This is a genomic window from Paenarthrobacter sp. NPDC089322 (genome assembly GCF_040684895.1).
Taxonomy (GTDB): Bacteria; Actinomycetota; Actinomycetes; order Actinomycetales; family Micrococcaceae; genus Arthrobacter.
In genome coordinates this window covers 70,598-85,920 of the sequence record NZ_JBFBGW010000014.1, presented here as the reverse complement: position 1 = coordinate 85,920, position 15,323 = coordinate 70,598, and the positions used below count along the sequence as shown (strand labels likewise).

Here is a 15,323-nt window from a genome sequence, read left to right as displayed (position 1 = left end):
TTATGAGCCTTCAAAACGCGCACAAATGCGACCCAGTTGGGTGCGCGGGACGTTAGAGGGCGTAGATGCTCCAGGACGCCTCATGCGTGGCGCCGGGTTCCAGCCGAATCAGGTCCGTGCCGCTGTTGAAGGCGTCCGGCGGACACGTCATCGGTTCCACGGCCAACCCCAGGCGGTTGGGCAGTGGTGCCGGCTTGTCTGCCGTATGGAGCTGCAGCCACGTGCAGCTTTCGTCCCAGGACATCCCGACGCCGGTGCCCCCTGGGTCCCGTAGCGACAGCCGCGCCAGCCCGCCGTCGAACGTCACGTCCGTGAAGGCGTGGTCGATTTCGGTGCTGCCGATGGCGCGCGCAGTGCGGAAGTCGAAAGCGTGGCCTTCAACCGGCGCCAGCGAGAGAGGCAGCAGCCGGTCCGGAGTGACCTCGAGGAAAGTTTCCGCGGGTACCTCGAGGACCCACTCATCCAACGGCGACGATCCGGCCACCAGGTAAGGGTGGGGGCAGACGCCGTAGGGTGCCACTGTGTCCGCCGCGTTGCGGGCAGCGACGGTTGTGTGGAGACCGGCATCGTCCAGCACGTACCGGGCCTCAAGCTCCAGCACGAACGGGTACCCGGCAGTCGCCCCCACGGTGCACGTCAAGGTGACTGAACCGGCGTCGTGCTCTTTGGGAGTCCAGTCGAGTGGGAACGCCAGCCCGTGCAGGGATGTTCCGCGCTCGGGTTCATTGACCGGCAGCTGGTGCGTAACACCGTCGAACGTATATTTCCCGTCGGCAATCCGGTTAGGCCACGGAGCTGCGATGATGCCACGGTAGTCAGGAATCGGGCCGCCCCCGGGAAACGGAACCACGAGGTCCCGGCCATCAAACCGGAGGACGCGCAGCGCTGCGGCGCGGGCGGTGACAACAGCCGTGTAGCCGCCCGCACGCAGCGTGAACTCAGCGCTCACAGGCCGCCGGCCAGTTTGTAGTAGGCGGCGTTCCAGGCGAGTTCCTTCTTGAACTGTTTGATGGTGGTGTCCTCATCGATGGTCAGGAGTTCGGTCTGTGCGATTTCGGCGAAGTCCTCGAACACCTCCAGGCCCACTTGCGTGGACAATACCGTGTGGTGCGCGGCACCGGCGGTGAGCCACGCGGCGGCCGACGTGGCGAAGTCGGGCTTGGGTTCCCACAGGGCGCGGGCCACGGGCAGGTTGGGGAGCGGCTGGTCGAGGTCGACGACGTCAACGGCGTTCGCGACCAAACGGAACCGATCGCGCATGTCGGACAGCGCGACGACGACGCCGGGGCCGGCGTCCGTGTCGAAGACCATGCGGACGGGGTCTTCCTTGCCGCCGATGCCCAGCGGGTGGATCTCAACGCGGGGCTTCTTCGCGGTCAGGGACGGGCAGACCTCGAGCATGTGCGCGCCGAGGATCTTCTCCGAGCCCGGTTCCAGATGGTAGGTGTAGTCCTCCATGAGCGAGGCGCCGCCGGGCAGGCCCGCGCCCATGACCTTGGCGGCGCGGACGAGGATGGCGGTTTTCCAGTCGCCCTCGGCGCCGAAGCCGTAACCGTCGGCCATGAGGCGCTGGACGGCCATGCCGGGAAGCTGCCGGAGCTCACCCAGGTCCTCAAAGGAGGTGGTGAAGGCCGCGGAACCGTTGGCTTCCAGGAAGCTGCGCAGGCCCAGCTCGATGCGGGCGCTGTAACGCAGTGAGTCGTGGCGGGCACCGCCGGCTTTCAGCTCGTCAGCCACTTCGTAAAGGCGCTCGTACTCGGCAACCAGGGCGTCGACGTCGGACTCTTCCGCGGTGTGGACGGCGTCGGCGAGCTCGTTGACTGACCAGGTGTTGACCGAGACGCCGAAGCGCAGCTCGGCCTCGGTCTTGTCGCCCTCGGTGACGGCGACGTTGCGCATGTTGTCGCCAAAGCGGGTCAGCTTCAGGTTCCGGACGGCGGCCCAGCCGGCCGAGGCGCGCTGCCAGGCGCCCACCTGGCGGGCGACCTCGGGATTGCTGACATGCCCGACGACGGTCCTCCGCGGCACGCCGAGGCGCGACTGGATGTACCCGAACTCACGGTCGCCGTGGGCTGCCTGGTTGAGGTTCATGAAATCGAAATCGATGTCCGCCCAGGGCAGGTCCCGGTTGGCCTGGGTGTGCAGGTGCAGGAGCGGCTTGCGGAGTGCATCCAGGCCCTGGATCCACATCTTGGCCGGCGAGAAGGTGTGCATCCATGCGGTGACGCCGATGACCGAGTCGTCGGAGTTGGCCTCGAGTGCGGTGCGGCGGATCGCGTCAGAGTCCGTGAGGACAGGCTTCCATACGAGCTTGACCGGGACGTCGCCGGCGGCGTTGAGGGCGTTCGCGATCTCCTGCGACTGGGCTGCCACCTGCTTGAGGACGTCTTCGCCGTAGAGATGCTGGCTGCCGGTGAGGAACCAGACCTCGTAGTGGTCAAGCGACGTGGTGTTGGGGGACGTGGTGGCGGTGGCCATGGTGTGCTCCTGGAAGTTCGGTGTGGTGGTGCGGGTGCTGCAGCGGCGTCGCTTCAGCGGCCGTAAACGTTTTGGTAGCGGTCATAAAGGGAATCGATCTTGGCTTGGTCTATGGGCAGGGGGTCGCCGAGTTGCCGGGAAACGTGGACCGTTTTGGCCACTTCCTCGCACATCACGGCAGCTTTCACCGCGGACCGGGCGTCCTTGCCGATGGTGAACGGGCCGTGGTTTTGCATGAGCACTGCGGGGGAGTGGGAGTTCTTGAGGGTCTCCACGATGCCCTGGCCGATCGAGTCATCTCCGATCAGCGCGAAGGGCCCGACGGGGATGGGTCCGCCGAACTCGTCGCCCATCATGGTCAGTACGCAGGGGATTTCTTCGCCCCGGGCTGCCCAGGCAGTGGCATACGTGGAGTGCGTGTGGACCACCCCGCCGACCTCGGGCATATGCCGGTAAACGTAAGCATGCGCCGCGGTGTCCGAGGACGGCGAAAGATCGGGATTGCCCCAGTCCACAGTGCCGCCGCTGCCGGTGTTCATGCCCCGCACGGGCGTTCCGTACAGGTCGGTGACCACCATCTGCTCCGGGGTGAGTTGGTCGTAGGAGACGCCGGACGGCTTGATGACCATGAGGTCGTGGCCCGGGACGCGGCCCGAGACGTTGCCGGCCGTCCAAACCACCAGCTTGTAGCGCGTCAGTTCGGCGTGCAGTTCGCACACTTCGCGTCGGATCCGGGCGATGGTTTCGAGGAGGGTGCTCATGCGTTGACTCCTTCGGTGCGCTCAGCTTCCGTCCGCTCAGCGGCGTCGGTTCCGCCGTCGAAATCGGCGCCTGGGGTGGTGCCTCGTGCCTCACGCTGGATGGCTTTGAGGCGGTGCATGACCTCGTTGGCGCCGCGGCCGAAGTAGTCGTGGAGGGTGCGGTATTCCAGGAAGAGAACCTCATAGGCAGCGACGTTTTCCGGAATGGGGGTGTAGACGGCGCCCGGCGAGGCGGACATGGCCGCGGCGGCCTCACGGATATCGGCGTACTTGCCGGCAGCTACTGCGGCGTGGATGGCGGAGCCCAAGGCGGGACCCTGTTCGGAACCGATTGTCGAGAGCTGCAGGCCCGTGATGTCGGCGTAGACCTGCATGAGGAACTTGTTCTTGAGGAGGCCTCCCGCCACGATGAATTCCTTCACGGGCACACCGGAGTCCCGGAACGCGTCCACGATGGTGCGCGTGCCAAAGGCTGTTGCTTCGAGTAGTGCGCGGTAGGTGTCCTCGGGCTTGGTAGCCAGGGTCTGCCCGACCACCACGCCGGACAGTTCGTGGTCCACCAGCACCGAGCGGTTGCCGGAGTGCCAGTCCAAGGCGATCAGGCCATGCTCGCCGATGGCCTGCTGCTCAGCGAGTTCGGTCAGGTATTCGTGAATGCCCAGGCCCTTTTCCGCTGCTGCCTGGTGGTACTCCGGAGGGACGCCGTTCTTGGTAAACCAGCCGAAGATGTCGCCGACCCCGGACTGTCCTGCTTCGTAGCCCCACAGTCCGTCCACGATGCCGCCATCCACCACGCCGCACATGCCGGGCACTTCGCGGAGCACGTCGCCGTTCATCACGTGGCACGTTGAGGTCCCCATGATGGCGACGAGTTGTCCGGGCTCCACGGCGTTTGCGGCAGGCGCGCTGACGTGGGCGTCCACGTTGCCCACGGCCACGGCGATTCCTGCGGGCAGCCCCGTCCATTCTGCGGCTTCTTCCGTCAGATAACCCGCGGCGTCGCCGAGCCGGCCGATGGCGTGTTCCAACTTCTCGGACACGAAGCCTTTGAAGTCGGGGTTCAGCGCGGCGAGGAAGTCCTCCGAGGGGTACTTGCCGTCCTGGTAGATGCCTTTGTAGCCGGCGGTGCAGGCGTTGCGGACATAGTTTCCGCAGAGCTGCCAGACGATCCAGTCAGCCGCCTCGACCCAGTGGTCCATGGCGGCGTAGACTTCCGGATCTTCCTCGAGCAGTTGCAGGCCCTTGGCGAATTCCCATTCGGAGGAGATCAGTCCGCCGTAGCGCGGGAGCCATGCCTCGCCGCGTTCTTCTGCGAGTTTGTTGATCCTGTCCGCTTGCGGCTGAGCCGCGTGGTGGCGCCAGAGCTTCACGTACGCGTGGGGCCGGTCAGCAAAGCGTTCCACCTCGTTCAGCGGCGTGCCGTCCGCCGTCGTCGGAACCATGGTGCAAGCGGTGAAGTCGGTGGCGATGCCCACCACGTGCGCCGGATCGATTCCGGCGTCCACGACGGCGGCCGGTACCGCATTGCGGAGAACGTCGCGGTAGTCGTTGGGAACCTGGAGGGCCCAGTCGGCCGGCAGCCGCTGGCCCGTTGCGGGGAGGCGGTCCGACACGACGGCGTGTGGATATTCGAACACTCCGCTACCGAGTTCGGCGCCGTCCGAGACTCGCACGACGACGGCGCGCCCGGACAGTGTTCCGTAGTCCACGCCAATGACGAATTGCTCGTCCAGCGGGAAGTTTTCAGTGGTATTCATGAGCTGCTCTCCATCCGGCTGGCCAAGGCCTCATTGCCGGGGGTTGGGCGGAAAAGTGAAGAAGGTCTGATGCAATTGTTAGCGCTCACAACATAGTTGTCAAGAGCGTTGGGCCCGTGCGTGAACAATGATGGCAGCTCCCGGTTCCTGCTGCGACGCAGCCGGGGCTAGGAGCGGGCGGGGGCCGTGGTGGACCTGACAACCAGGCGCGGGACGACGGTTGCGGGCGTGCCAATGACGCCGCTTTCCAACCGGTCCAGGAGCAGCGCAATACAGCGTTGGCCCAGCGCCTCAAAGTCCTGGGCAACTGTGGTCAGCGGCGGTATGAAGTAGGCAGCTTCGGGCTGGTCATCGAAGCCTACGATGCTGATGTCGCCAGGAACCTCCACCCCGGCCTCGCTGAACGCCCGCAAGACGCCCAATGCCATCTGGTCGTTGGCAACGAACAGCGCTGTCATGGCTCGTTCTTGGGCGATCTTGAGGCCTTCGCGGTAGCCGCATTCGGCACTCCAGTCGCCTTCGATTAACTCCGCCGGTTCAACGCCGGCTTCCGCGAGGGCAGCATGCCACCCTTCAATGCGGGCGGCAGCGTCGATCCAGTCAGCAGGGCCGGACAAATGGCCGATCCGCCGGTGTCCAAGCTCCAGGAGATGGTGAACGGCCAGGCGTGCTCCTTCGCGCTGGTCCACGGTTGCACCGGTTAGCTCTTCGTCACCCACGGAGCCAACGGCCACCATGGGAACCTGGGTAGTCACCTCTTTGAGAACGTCAAAGGTCCCGGGGTGCGGCACCGTGACGACGATGCCGTCCACTGACTGGTCCATGAAGTGCGCTATGGCGTCCTTGATGGTTTCCGGTGTGACTTCGCGGAGGCCTGCAACGCTGACGAAGTAGCCGGCATCCCTTGCGGCCTGTTGAACTCCAAGGAGCGTGTGCGAGGGCCCGTATTGAGCCATTTCACTGCCCAGTACCCCGATGGTTTGGGAACGTCGCGTCACCAGGCTGCGTGCCGCCGTGTTACGGCGGTAACCGAGCTCAGTGATGGCTTGCTCCACGCGCTCGCGGGTCTTTGAACTCACGTTGGGGTGGTTGTTCAGGACGCGCGACACTGTCTGATGGGAAACGCCGGCCACCCGGGCAACGTCCTCCATGACGGGAGGGCGACCTTGTGCGGATTGTTCAGTGCTCACCCTGTCACGATAGAGCAACTGCGGCGATGATCAGCCCATGGCGGCCTTTGCGGCGTAATCGCGGTACCTGCGTAGGAAGGCCGGCGTAGTGGCATCCTTGCGCTCCCCCAGGTGGATGCCTTCCAAGGGCCAGTCGGGCATCTGGCCGGCAAGCACTCCGGCTGCCTGCCGGGCGGCTCCGTCCGCTACGTACTCCCCGGGAGCCGGAACGAAGACCGGTAATCCAAAGACCGCCCCGGCAAGGTGTTGAACAGCTTCCGATTGGGCTCCGCCGCCCACCAGGATGATGCGCCGTGCAGCAACGCCCTGCGCTTGGAGCGCGGCAAGGCCGTCGGCCAGCGAACACAAGACACCCTCGACGGCGGCCCTCGCCAGGTTGGCGGGCGTGTAGTTGGAGACTGTCAGCCCGTGGAGGGACCCGGTCGCGTCCGGAAGGTTGGGTGTCCGTTCACCCGCAAAATAAGGAATGAGCGTGAGCCCGACGGAGCCTTCCGGGGCGGACAGCGCCAGTTCGCCGAATTGCTGCAGGCTTACACCCAGCAGCCCGGCAGTGGCATCGAAGATCCTGGTGGCATTGAGCGTGCAGGCCAGGGGAAGGTAGTTCCCGGTAGCATCAGCGAAGCCCGCCACGAGCCCGCTGGCGTCCTGCGCCGGGTCGTCCGAGACGGCGAACACGGTCCCGGACGTCCCGATGGAAATAACCACATCCCCGACGGCGGCGCTGACGCCAAGGCCTGCTGCGGCGTTGTCGCCGGCGCCCGGCCCGATCAGCGCACCCGCTGGTGTTTTGCCCGCTACGTCCAAAGGGCCCACGACGCCCGGCAGTACAGGCACATGACCAAGCGTGCTTTTCAGTACCTCCTCGAGGTACTCGCCGGTCCTCGGAGAAAAATACCCCGTGCCCGATGCATCGGAGCGGTCGGTGCGGAGCGCCTCCAGGGAGGAAGGGCCAGTACCCGCTCCGTGGCCCGCCAACCGCCAGGACAGCCAGTCATGGGGGAGGCACACTGCGGCCGTGCGCCGGGCATTTTCCGGCTCGTTCCGCGCCAACCAGCGAAGCTTGGTCGCCGTCAGAGACGCAACAGGCACCGTTCCGGTGGTTGACGCCCAGTGGGCAGCGCCCACGGAAGCATCGCCAGCACCGGCCTCCGCAACCAAGGCATCAGCGTCAGCGGCCGACCGGGTGTCGTTCCACAACAGGGCGGGCCGCACGACGTCTCCTGAGGAGTCAAGGCACACCATCCCGTGCTGCTGGCCACCCACGGAAACGGCCTCGACGTCGTCCAGCCCGCCCGCCTGCGCCAGGGCCTCCTGGAGAGCCGCCCACCAATGATCGGGATGCACTTCGGTGCCTTCAGGGTGGGAAGCCCGCCCTTGGCGCACCAAGGCTCCCGTGGCGGAGTCCCGAATAACGACCTTGCAGGATTGGGTGGAGCTATCGATCCCGGCTACCAGGGGCATGGGTTGTTCTTTCTGTAAGCAGTCGCCGGATCCGGTGTAAGGCCGGACCCGGCGACGGATTGCTGCGGGTTGTATTTAGCGGGCGCCGAGGAGGTGCTCGATGGCCAGTTGGTTCAGGCGTACGAAGGCGAAGGAGCGCTCCGCCGCCTGGTTTGCATCAAAGGACTCGAATGCCGCAGCATCAGCCAGCAGGTCTGCGGTGGTTTCGCCCGTGGAGAGTGTCGGCTCGCCGAGTTCGAAGACGCCGGACGTGGCCAGGGCTTCCTGTACTTCGGGGTCGGCGCGGAAAGCCAGGGCCCGTTCCTTGAGCAGAAGGTACATGGCCATGTTGGCCTTGGCCGATTCCCAGACGCCGTCGTAGCCGTCGGTGCGGGAGGGCTTGTAGTCAAAGTGGCGCGGGCCGTCGTACTTCGGTCCGCCGTTGGGGAAGCCGTTCTCAAGCAGGTCCACGGTGAAGAAGGCGCTGGTGAGGTCGCCGTGTCCGAAGACGAGGTCTTGGTCGTACTTGATGCCGCGCTGGCCGTTGAGGTCGATGTGGAACAGCTTGCCTGCCCACAATGCCTGGGCGATGCCGTGGGTGAAGTTCAATCCGGCCATCTGCTCGTGGCCGGTCTCCGGATTGAGGCCCACGATGTCCCCGTGCTCAAGTTGGGCGATGAAAGCGAGGCCGTGGCCAACTGTGGGGAGGAAGATATCGCCGCGGGGTTCGTTGGGCTTCGGCTCGAGGGCGATGCGCAGGCCGTAACCCTTTTCCTTGATGTAGCCGGCTGCCGTGTCCACGCCCTCCTTCATGCGGTCCAAAGCTGCGGAGAGGTCCTTGGAGCCGTCGTACTCGCTGCCTTCACGGCCTCCCCACATGACGAATGTTTCCGCGCCCAGTTCGGCAGCGAGGTCGATGTTCCGCAGGACCTTGCTGAGGGCGAAGCGGCGAATGGAGCGATCGTTGGACGTGAAGCCCCCGTCCTTAAAGACGGGGTGGCTGAACAAATTGGTGGTGACCATGGGCACCTTCAGCCCGGTCTCGGCCAAGGCGGCTTTGAAGTTCTTGAGGATGAGGTCACGCTCGGAGGCGCTCGCATCAAAAGGAACCAAATCATTGTCGTGGAACGTCATGCCGTAGGCGCCGAGCTCACTCAGTTTATGGACGGCTTCCACCGGATCGAGTGCGGCCCGGGTGGCGATGCCGAACGGGTCGGCGCCGGTCCAGCCGACTGTCCAGAGGCCGAACGTGAAACGGTCCTGCGGGGTGGGCTGAGGGGTCATGCTTGCTCCTTTGCAAAGCGCTCAAGAAAAGCGCATCAATTAGTTTTCAATCTGAACTATATGGGGGATGATGGATCATGGTCAATGGAAAGCAGCAAGAAATCTTCAAGGCTGTCAGGAGGGCCGTCAGTGATTGAGCAAGCCGCGCCGGGCCGCGTAGGTGATGTCCGCCGTCGAAATCTTTCGCTCGTGCTGGACTCGATCGCCCGGACCGGACACGCCAAGCCCAGCCGCGCCCAACTGGCTGCGGGAACGGGACTCACCAAGGCGGCTGTCTCCAGCCTGGTGGCCGACCTCGTGGAGTCCGGACTCGTCGCCGAGGTAGGCCTCTACCGGGATGGCGAGCGGGGAAGGCCTGGCCAGGGGTTGGAACTTAGCTCCCGGCGCGGTGTGGTGGGCATGGAGATCAACGTCGACTACCTTGCCGTGGGCCTGGTGGATCTCGGGGGAAACCTGCGCTTCAGTTCCACGGTGGAGTCCCGCAACAGGGGCATGAAGCCCGATGCCGTGATGAAGCAGCTTGCCGGCTTGGCGGATGAGGCGAAAGCTGCGGCTGCGGCAGAGGATATCGCCATCCTTGGTGGCGGACTTGCGGTCCCGGGGTTGGTGGACGAGAAGCGCAACGTGGTGTTGTCCGCCCCCAACCTCCATTGGGAGCATGAGCAGTTGGAACCAGGCGCTTTGCTCGAAGGGGCTCCCCTCGGCGTCACGCTTTCCAACGAGGCCAACAGCGCCGCCCTCGGTGAGCTTTGGTACGGCGGCGGGCCGCCCGACTTTCTGTACGTTTCAGGCGAGGTGGGCGTGGGTGGCGGCGTCATCATCGGCTCGGAGCTGTTCAGGGGGCCGGGGGGTTCTGCCGGCGAGTTGGGCCACATCGTGGTGCATCCGGAGGGGCCTGCTTGTTCCTGCGGCGGCGCCGGCTGCCTGGAGACCTTCGCCGGCCAGGAAGCCATCTTCGAGGCCGCCGGTATTCCTGGGGGCTCATTGGGTCGCCGGACTGAGTTGCTGCTCGCCGCCTTGGCCGCCGGAGAGTCGCGCGCCGCACACGCAGTGCACGACGCCGGCCGGTACCTTGGCATTGCGCTCGCATCTTCCGCCCGGCTGATGGACATCGAGGCCGTTGTCCTTGGGGGGCACTTTGCCGTGCTCGGCGAGTGGCTTCGGCCTGCCCTCCTGGCCAGCCTGGAGCGGTACGCGCCCGGACTGCTGGAGCCGGAAAGCCTGACTGTCTCAGGGCTGGAGCACTCCGGGACGCTCCTGGGTGCGGCCGGGCAGGTGATCCGTTCGGTTATCGAATCACCCTTCGAATTCCTGCCGGCAAGCAAGCTGGCCTAGGCTGGTTGCTTCGTCCGCTGCAAGATTCTCAGGTGTTGGTGCTTCCGATTGAATCATCAGCATGCTTACTATAATTGAGTCAGTTTGTTCGCGCATGCTCAACCCACGAACAGGTGTCTCATGACTACACAAGACTCACCCCATACCAGTACAACCAAGGCGGACACGGCGCCGGGCCCGGAAGACTCACGCAAGCCGGACAGCCCCAATGACCTCGTCAAACCAACGTGGATGTACATCGCAAAGAGAACGCTGAGGGAGTTCAACAAGGACCAGTGTCCTGATGCCGCCGCAGGCCTTACTTACTACGCGGTCCTCTCCCTTTTCCCGGCGCTCCTGGCGTTGGTCTCATTGCTGGGGATCTTCGGGGACGCGGGGAAGACCACATCGGCGCTGCTGGATATGGTCCAGCAGTTCGCTCCGGGTCCAGGCGTTGATGCCATGCGGCAGCCCATCGAGGAACTGACGCGTTCCAACGCTGCCGGCTTCGCGCTGGTCTTCGGTATTTTGGTGGCTCTGTGGTCCGCCTCCGGCTACACCACCGCTTTCAGCCGGGCCATGAACCGCGTCTACGAAGTGGACGAGGGGCGTGGATTCGTCAAGTTGCGTGGGACGATGCTCGCCGTGACGGTTGTCGCAGTTATTGGCGCAGGACTCGTAGCGGCGATGCTTGTGCTGAGCGGACCGGTGGCAGAAGCTGCCGGCAGTGCCATAGGAATGTCGGAAACGTTCCTGACGGTGTGGAACATCGCCAAATGGCCGGTCCTGATTCTCCTTACGGTTGTTGTCATTGCCGTTCTGTACTACTTCACCCCCAACGTCAAGCAACCCAAGTTCCGCTGGATGAGCATGGGCTCCTTCATTGCCCTGGTCATCTTCGCTTTGGCCTCGTTGGGCTTCGGCTTCTACGTTGCGAACTTCAGCAACTACAACAAGACCTATGGTGCCTTGGCCGGTGTCATCATCATGCTGCTGTGGCTGTGGATCCTGAACATGTCACTCCTCTTCGGGGCCGAATTCGACGCCGAGATGGAACGCGGCCGCCAGTTGCAGGGTGGGATCGAGGCCGAGGAGAGCATTCAGCTTCCGCCGCGCGACACCAAGCGCAGCGACAAGCAACAGAAGCAGGAAGACGAAGTCATCCGCCGCGGGCAGGAACTCCGTGAGAACCATGGCGACCAAGAAGATGAACGCAAAGTATAAGAAGCTCAAGGCCCTCAAGGACGGCGACGCCGTGGAGATCAACGGGAGCGTTTTTCACGTTGGCGCCGTCCGGACGATGGAAAAGGCCCGCGGTTTCCAACTGGAGTTGCAAGCGCCCGACGGCGGCTTGGTCACCCTTATCGGGGTACCGGGCGCCAGGCTGCGGCTCGCCACGACGGACGACTGACGGGTCACGGACTTGCCGGGAACTCCTGGCCTGCGTCGTGCCACCAGCCTTCCCACGCGCTGGAGGACAGCCTCTCGGAGGGAAACCCGGGCACAGCAGGCTCCGCCACAGAGGAGTCCCCTGTGTCCGGTCCGCTGTGGCCGGAGCTGGCATCAAGGAAAAAATTCAGGGTCTTCAAAAGCACCATTGTGGTGTCCTTTCACTGGTTTCCGGGACCTCTTTGTCCGGTGGAGTAGTCCGATGGATCCAGCGTAGGAGGGCAATGTTTCCTCGCATCGACGCTATGTTTCGGCTGTGTACCACTTCCCTCACATCCCCAAGCAGGACTTCCGTCCGGACAAAGCAAGCACGCACAAAAAGCGGGCCCCTGCCGTGACCTTGGCAGGGACCCGCTTGCTTTGGGAGCGATCCTCCCGCGGAGCTTAGGGCATCCGCGGGAGGACCACGTTATTAGGCGTACGGGAGAACGAGCTCCGCGTAGCGCTGTTTCATGGTTTCCAGGACAGAGTCACCATCGGCGTCCCAGATCTCCTGGTTGAAGATCTCCACCTCAATGTCGCCCGTATATCCGGCTTCCCTGACCCAGGTGCCGATGGTCGCGAAGTCGATGACGCCGTCGCCCATCATCCCGCGGGACAACAGCGCGTCCGCCGCGATCGGCAGGTTGAAGTCGCACACCTGGTAGGAGGCGAGTCGGTTCTCCCGGCCGGCACGTTCGATTTGCGCCTTCAGTTCCGGGTCCCACCAGACGTGGAAGGTGTCGACGGCGACGCCGACCGCCTTGGCGTCGTACGGTGCGGCGAGATCCAGCGCCTGTCCAAGGGTGGAGATAAGGGCGCGGTCGGCGGCGTACATCGGGTGCAGGGGTTCCAACACCAGTCGAATGCCGTTCTCCGAAGCAAAAGGAACCAGCTCTTCAAGGCGGTCAGCCACGCGCCGGCGGGCTGCGACAACGTCCTTCTCGCCGGGAGCGAGCCCGCCGACCACGAGGAACAGCTCCTGGGTGTCCAAAGCAACGGCTTCCCGGACGGCGTCGAAGTTGTCGGCCAGGGCGGCGGCCTGTCCTTCAGCGTCGGCTGCGGTGAGGAAACCACCGCGGCACAGGGACGAGACCCGGAGCCCGGCGTCCTTGATGAGCTTGGCTGCCTTGTCCAGGCCTGCTTCGGCTACGCGGTCACGCCAAGGACCGATGGCAGGAATACCTGCGCGGGCGCAGCCGTCCACGGCTTCGGCCAAGGTCCATTTCTTGGTGGTGGCGCTGTTCAGCGACAGGCGTGAGAAATCCGTGCTCATGCTCCCACGCCGTTGATGCGCAGGTAGTCGGACATCCGGAAGGCCGCCAGCGACGGGTCCTTCAGCAGACCGGCCTGATCCGCCAGTTCAAAGGTCTTTGCCAAGTGCAGCACCGAGCGGCCGGAGTGCAGGCCTCCCACCATCTGGAAACCGGGCTGTTTGCCGTTGAGCCAGGACATGAAGGCGATACCGGTCTTGTAGTAGAACGTGGGCGCGCTGAAGATGTGCTTTCCAAGCTCACGCGTGGAGTCCAGGATGGCGCGGGCTTCCGCAGCGTTGCCGGCGTCGTACTGCTGCAAGGCGACCGAGGCGGCAGGGTAGATGGCCGCGAAGATGCCAAGCAGCGCGTCCGAGTGGTTCGTCCCGTCCCCATCGATCAGTTCCGGGTAATTGAAGTCGTCGCCGGTGTACAGGCGCACGCCGGAAGGCAACGCGGCGCGCAAGGCAACCTCGTGGGAAGAGTCGAGCAGCGAAACCTTGACGCCGTCCACCTTGTCTGAGTGCTCGCGGATCAGGCTGAGGAACGTTTCCGTGGCAACGGCGACGTCATCGGAGCCCCAGTATCCGGCCAACGCGGGATCGAACATGGTGCCCAGCCAGTGCAGGATCACGGGCTGGTCGACTTCCTGCAGGAGCGTCGAGTAGACATGCAGGTAGTCGTCGGCTCCGGAAGCGACCTTGGCCAAGGCCCGGGAGGCCATGAGGATGACCTTTGGCCCGGCCTCGCTGACGACGGCGATCTGCTCGCGGTAGGCGTCAATGACGGCTTGGATGCCTGCTGCGCCTTCGGGAAGGGCAGTGATGTCCAGTTGGTCAGTGCCGGCGCCGCAGGAGACGAGGTCACGGACGGACTTGCCGGCAATGGCCGCGTTTCCGGAGGTCACCACGGAGGCGGCCTCGGCACCGGTGCGCTTGATGAGTTGCTGGGTAGCAGCCCAGTCCAGGCCCATGCCGCGCTGTGCGGTGTCCATGGCGTCGGCAACGCCCAAACCGTAGGACCAGAGCTCGTGACGGTACGCCAGGGTGGCATCCCAGTCGAGCTGCGCGGGAGCGCCGGGGGTGTTGTCGGCTGCTACCTCGGGAATGACGTGCGCGGCTGCATAGGCGCGGCGAGCCGTCAGGGGAGCGCTCGGCTTGACCCACGCGGTGGCGGGCTGGAGGCGGTACTCACGGGTGCCGCCGTCGTTCGTGGGAAGAATCAAAGACGTCATTAGAGGGTGATCTCCGGAATGTCGATGGTGCGGCGCTCGGCGGAGGACTGCAGGCCAAGCTCGGCCAGCTGCACGCCGCGCGCTGCGGAGAGCAGACCGAAACGGTGCTCGCGGCGGGCAACGACGTCCCGCAGGAATTCTTCCCACTGCAGCTTGAATCCATTGTCCAGTTCAGCGTTTGCGGGCACTTCCTGCCACTGGCTGCGGAAGGACTCAGTGACGGGCAGGTCCGGGTTCCAGACCGGCTTGGGGGTGTGGGCGCGCTGCTGGGCAACGCACTTGTTCAAACCGGCGACGGCGGAACCATGCGTGCCGTCGATCTGGAACTCCACCAGTTCGTCACGGTAGACGCGGACGGCCCAGGACGAGTTGATCTGGCCGATGACGTCATCGCCACCCGGGGTTTCGAGCTCGAAAATGCCGTATGAAGCGTCATCGGCGGTGGCCTTGTATTCCTTTCCGGCCTCGTCCCAACGGGCGGGGATGTGGGTGGCGGTCTTGGCGTTGACGCTCTTGACCTTGCCGATGATGCCTTCAAGGACGTAGTTCCAGTGGCAGAACATGTCCGTGGTCATTCCGCCGCCGTCTTCCTTGCGGTAGTTCCACGAGGGACGCTGCGCTGCCTGGACGTCGCCTTCGAACACCCAGTAGCCGAATTCGCCGCGGATGGAGAGGATGCGGCCGAAGAAGCCCTCGTCCACCAGGCGACGGAGCTTGACCAAGCCCGGGAGGTACAGCTTGTCGTGTACAACGCCTGCCGTGACCCCGGCTTCCTTGCCGATCTTCGCCAGCTCGATCGCTTCTTCGAGGGTTTCAGCCGTGGGCTTTTCGGTGAAGATGTGCTTGCCGGCCCGCATGGCTTTCTTCAGCGTGGCTGCGCGGAGGCTGGTCATCGATGCGTCGAAGACGATATCCACGGTGGGGTCGTTGATGACGGCGTCCAGGTCCGTGCTCCATTCGGAGACTTTGTGGAGCTCGGCGAGTTCGCGGATCTTGGCTTCGTTGCGGCCCACCAGGATCGGCTCAACCTGGACCTTGGTGCCCTCCTCAAGGGTGAAGCCACCGGCGTCGCGGATGGGAAGGATGGACCGCAGCAGGTGCTGGCGGTAGCCCATACGGCCGGTGATGCCGTTCATGGCGATGCGGATCGTCTTTGTTTCGTAGCCCATGTTGTCTCCAGTGCC

Annotated in this window: 14 protein-coding genes; 3 read left to right on the top strand and 11 right to left on the bottom strand. The window is 64.6% G+C overall.

The annotated features are described in order from the left end of the window. Nucleotides 1-52: 52 nt before the first annotated feature. The 7 genes from AB0N65_RS14400 to xylA all read right to left on the bottom strand — a co-directional run bounded on the left by AB0N65_RS14400 (nt 53) and on the right by xylA (nt 8,910). Nucleotides 53-949, bottom strand: coding sequence for an aldose 1-epimerase family protein (locus AB0N65_RS14400; RefSeq protein ID WP_364162718.1), 897 nt, complete (start codon nt 947-949; stop codon nt 53-55). Continuing rightward, nucleotides 946-2,478, bottom strand: coding sequence for an L-arabinose isomerase (gene araA, locus AB0N65_RS14395; protein ID WP_364162715.1), 1,533 nt, complete (start codon nt 2,476-2,478; stop codon nt 946-948). Before araA ends, AB0N65_RS14400 begins: the two co-directional genes overlap by 4 nt. Before the next feature lie 53 nt (nt 2,479-2,531). Continuing rightward, complete coding sequence (locus AB0N65_RS14390; protein WP_364162712.1) at nt 2,532-3,239, bottom strand: L-ribulose-5-phosphate 4-epimerase; 708 nt, start codon at nt 3,237-3,239, stop codon at nt 2,532-2,534. Continuing rightward, nucleotides 3,236-4,996 (bottom strand): ribulokinase, encoded by a 1,761-nt coding sequence (gene araB, locus AB0N65_RS14385; RefSeq protein ID WP_364162709.1) that lies wholly within the window; start codon nt 4,994-4,996, stop codon nt 3,236-3,238. The genes AB0N65_RS14390 and araB overlap by 4 nt, the downstream gene beginning before the upstream one ends. A gap of 167 nt (nt 4,997-5,163) precedes the next feature. Next, nucleotides 5,164-6,147 carry a LacI family DNA-binding transcriptional regulator gene (locus tag AB0N65_RS14380; RefSeq protein WP_364162787.1) on the bottom strand — a complete coding sequence of 328 codons (984 nt, stop codon included), beginning with the start codon at nt 6,145-6,147 and terminating at the stop codon, nt 5,164-5,166. A gap of 69 nt (nt 6,148-6,216) precedes the next feature. Continuing rightward, nucleotides 6,217-7,647: an FGGY family carbohydrate kinase gene (locus AB0N65_RS14375; RefSeq protein ID WP_364162706.1), complete on the bottom strand. Its 1,431-nt coding sequence runs from the start codon at nt 7,645-7,647 to the stop codon at nt 6,217-6,219. Between the two features lie 75 nt (nt 7,648-7,722). Beyond that, the gene (xylA, locus tag AB0N65_RS14370; RefSeq protein WP_364162703.1) at nt 7,723-8,910 is read right to left on the bottom strand and encodes a xylose isomerase; all 1,188 of its coding nucleotides are present in this window, start codon (nt 8,908-8,910) and stop codon (nt 7,723-7,725) included. Nucleotides 8,911-9,039: 129 nt separating this feature from the next. Between xylA and AB0N65_RS14365 the strand changes: the two genes are divergently transcribed. The 3 genes from AB0N65_RS14365 (at nt 9,040) to AB0N65_RS14355 (ending at nt 11,635) form a co-directional block, all read left to right on the top strand. Further along, on the top strand, nt 9,040-10,245 hold the full coding sequence (locus AB0N65_RS14365) for an ROK family transcriptional regulator (RefSeq protein ID WP_364162700.1): 1,206 nt from the start codon (nt 9,040-9,042) through the stop codon (nt 10,243-10,245). Nucleotides 10,246-10,365: 120 nt separating this feature from the next. Next, the gene (locus tag AB0N65_RS14360; protein WP_364162698.1) at nt 10,366-11,448 is read left to right on the top strand and encodes a YihY/virulence factor BrkB family protein; all 1,083 of its coding nucleotides are present in this window, start codon (nt 10,366-10,368) and stop codon (nt 11,446-11,448) included. Further along, a complete protein-coding gene (locus AB0N65_RS14355; RefSeq protein WP_364162696.1) occupies nt 11,432-11,635 on the top strand; it encodes a hypothetical protein in 204 nt (67 codons plus the stop codon). Before AB0N65_RS14360 ends, AB0N65_RS14355 begins: the two co-directional genes overlap by 17 nt. 4 nt (nt 11,636-11,639) lie before the next feature. Here AB0N65_RS14355 and AB0N65_RS14350 read toward each other — a convergent pair whose 3' ends face one another. The 4 genes from AB0N65_RS14350 to AB0N65_RS14335 form a co-directional block, all read right to left on the bottom strand. Beyond that, nucleotides 11,640-11,822 carry a hypothetical protein gene (locus AB0N65_RS14350; RefSeq protein ID WP_364162694.1) on the bottom strand — a complete coding sequence of 61 codons (183 nt, stop codon included), beginning with the start codon at nt 11,820-11,822 and terminating at the stop codon, nt 11,640-11,642. Nucleotides 11,823-12,085: 263 nt separating this feature from the next. Continuing rightward, nucleotides 12,086-12,928, bottom strand: coding sequence for a sugar phosphate isomerase/epimerase family protein (locus AB0N65_RS14345; protein ID WP_364162691.1), 843 nt, complete (start codon nt 12,926-12,928; stop codon nt 12,086-12,088). Then, the gene (locus tag AB0N65_RS14340) at nt 12,925-14,139 is read right to left on the bottom strand and encodes a dihydrodipicolinate synthase family protein (RefSeq protein WP_364162688.1); all 1,215 of its coding nucleotides are present in this window, start codon (nt 14,137-14,139) and stop codon (nt 12,925-12,927) included. The genes AB0N65_RS14345 and AB0N65_RS14340 overlap by 4 nt, the downstream gene beginning before the upstream one ends. Further along, complete coding sequence (locus tag AB0N65_RS14335) at nt 14,139-15,308, bottom strand: Gfo/Idh/MocA family oxidoreductase (RefSeq protein ID WP_364162686.1); 1,170 nt, start codon at nt 15,306-15,308, stop codon at nt 14,139-14,141. Before AB0N65_RS14335 ends, AB0N65_RS14340 begins: the two co-directional genes overlap by 1 nt. Nucleotides 15,309-15,323 lie beyond the last annotated feature (15 nt).

Bases quoted from the DNA above. Each gene is read 5' to 3' on its own strand.
- AB0N65_RS14360 (WP_364162698.1), top strand. From the start codon at position 10,366: ATGACTACACAAGACTCACCCCATACCAGTACAACCAAGGCGGACACG.
- AB0N65_RS14375 (WP_364162706.1), bottom strand. From the start codon at position 7,647: ATGCCCCTGGTAGCCGGGATCGATAGCTCCACCCAATCCTGCAAGGTC.
- AB0N65_RS14350 (WP_364162694.1), bottom strand. From the start codon at position 11,822: ATGGTGCTTTTGAAGACCCTGAATTTTTTCCTTGATGCCAGCTCCGGC.
- AB0N65_RS14355 (WP_364162696.1), top strand. From the start codon at position 11,432: ATGAACGCAAAGTATAAGAAGCTCAAGGCCCTCAAGGACGGCGACGCC.
- AB0N65_RS14335 (WP_364162686.1), bottom strand. From the start codon at position 15,308: ATGGGCTACGAAACAAAGACGATCCGCATCGCCATGAACGGCATCACC.
- AB0N65_RS14340 (WP_364162688.1), bottom strand. From the start codon at position 14,139: ATGACGTCTTTGATTCTTCCCACGAACGACGGCGGCACCCGTGAGTAC.
- xylA (WP_364162703.1), bottom strand. From the start codon at position 8,910: ATGACCCCTCAGCCCACCCCGCAGGACCGTTTCACGTTCGGCCTCTGG.
- AB0N65_RS14380 (WP_364162787.1), bottom strand. From the start codon at position 6,147: ATGGAGGACGTTGCCCGGGTGGCCGGCGTTTCCCATCAGACAGTGTCG.
- araB (WP_364162709.1), bottom strand. From the start codon at position 4,996: ATGAATACCACTGAAAACTTCCCGCTGGACGAGCAATTCGTCATTGGC.
- araA (WP_364162715.1), bottom strand. From the start codon at position 2,478: ATGGCCACCGCCACCACGTCCCCCAACACCACGTCGCTTGACCACTAC.
- AB0N65_RS14345 (WP_364162691.1), bottom strand. From the start codon at position 12,928: ATGAGCACGGATTTCTCACGCCTGTCGCTGAACAGCGCCACCACCAAG.
- AB0N65_RS14390 (WP_364162712.1), bottom strand. From the start codon at position 3,239: ATGAGCACCCTCCTCGAAACCATCGCCCGGATCCGACGCGAAGTGTGC.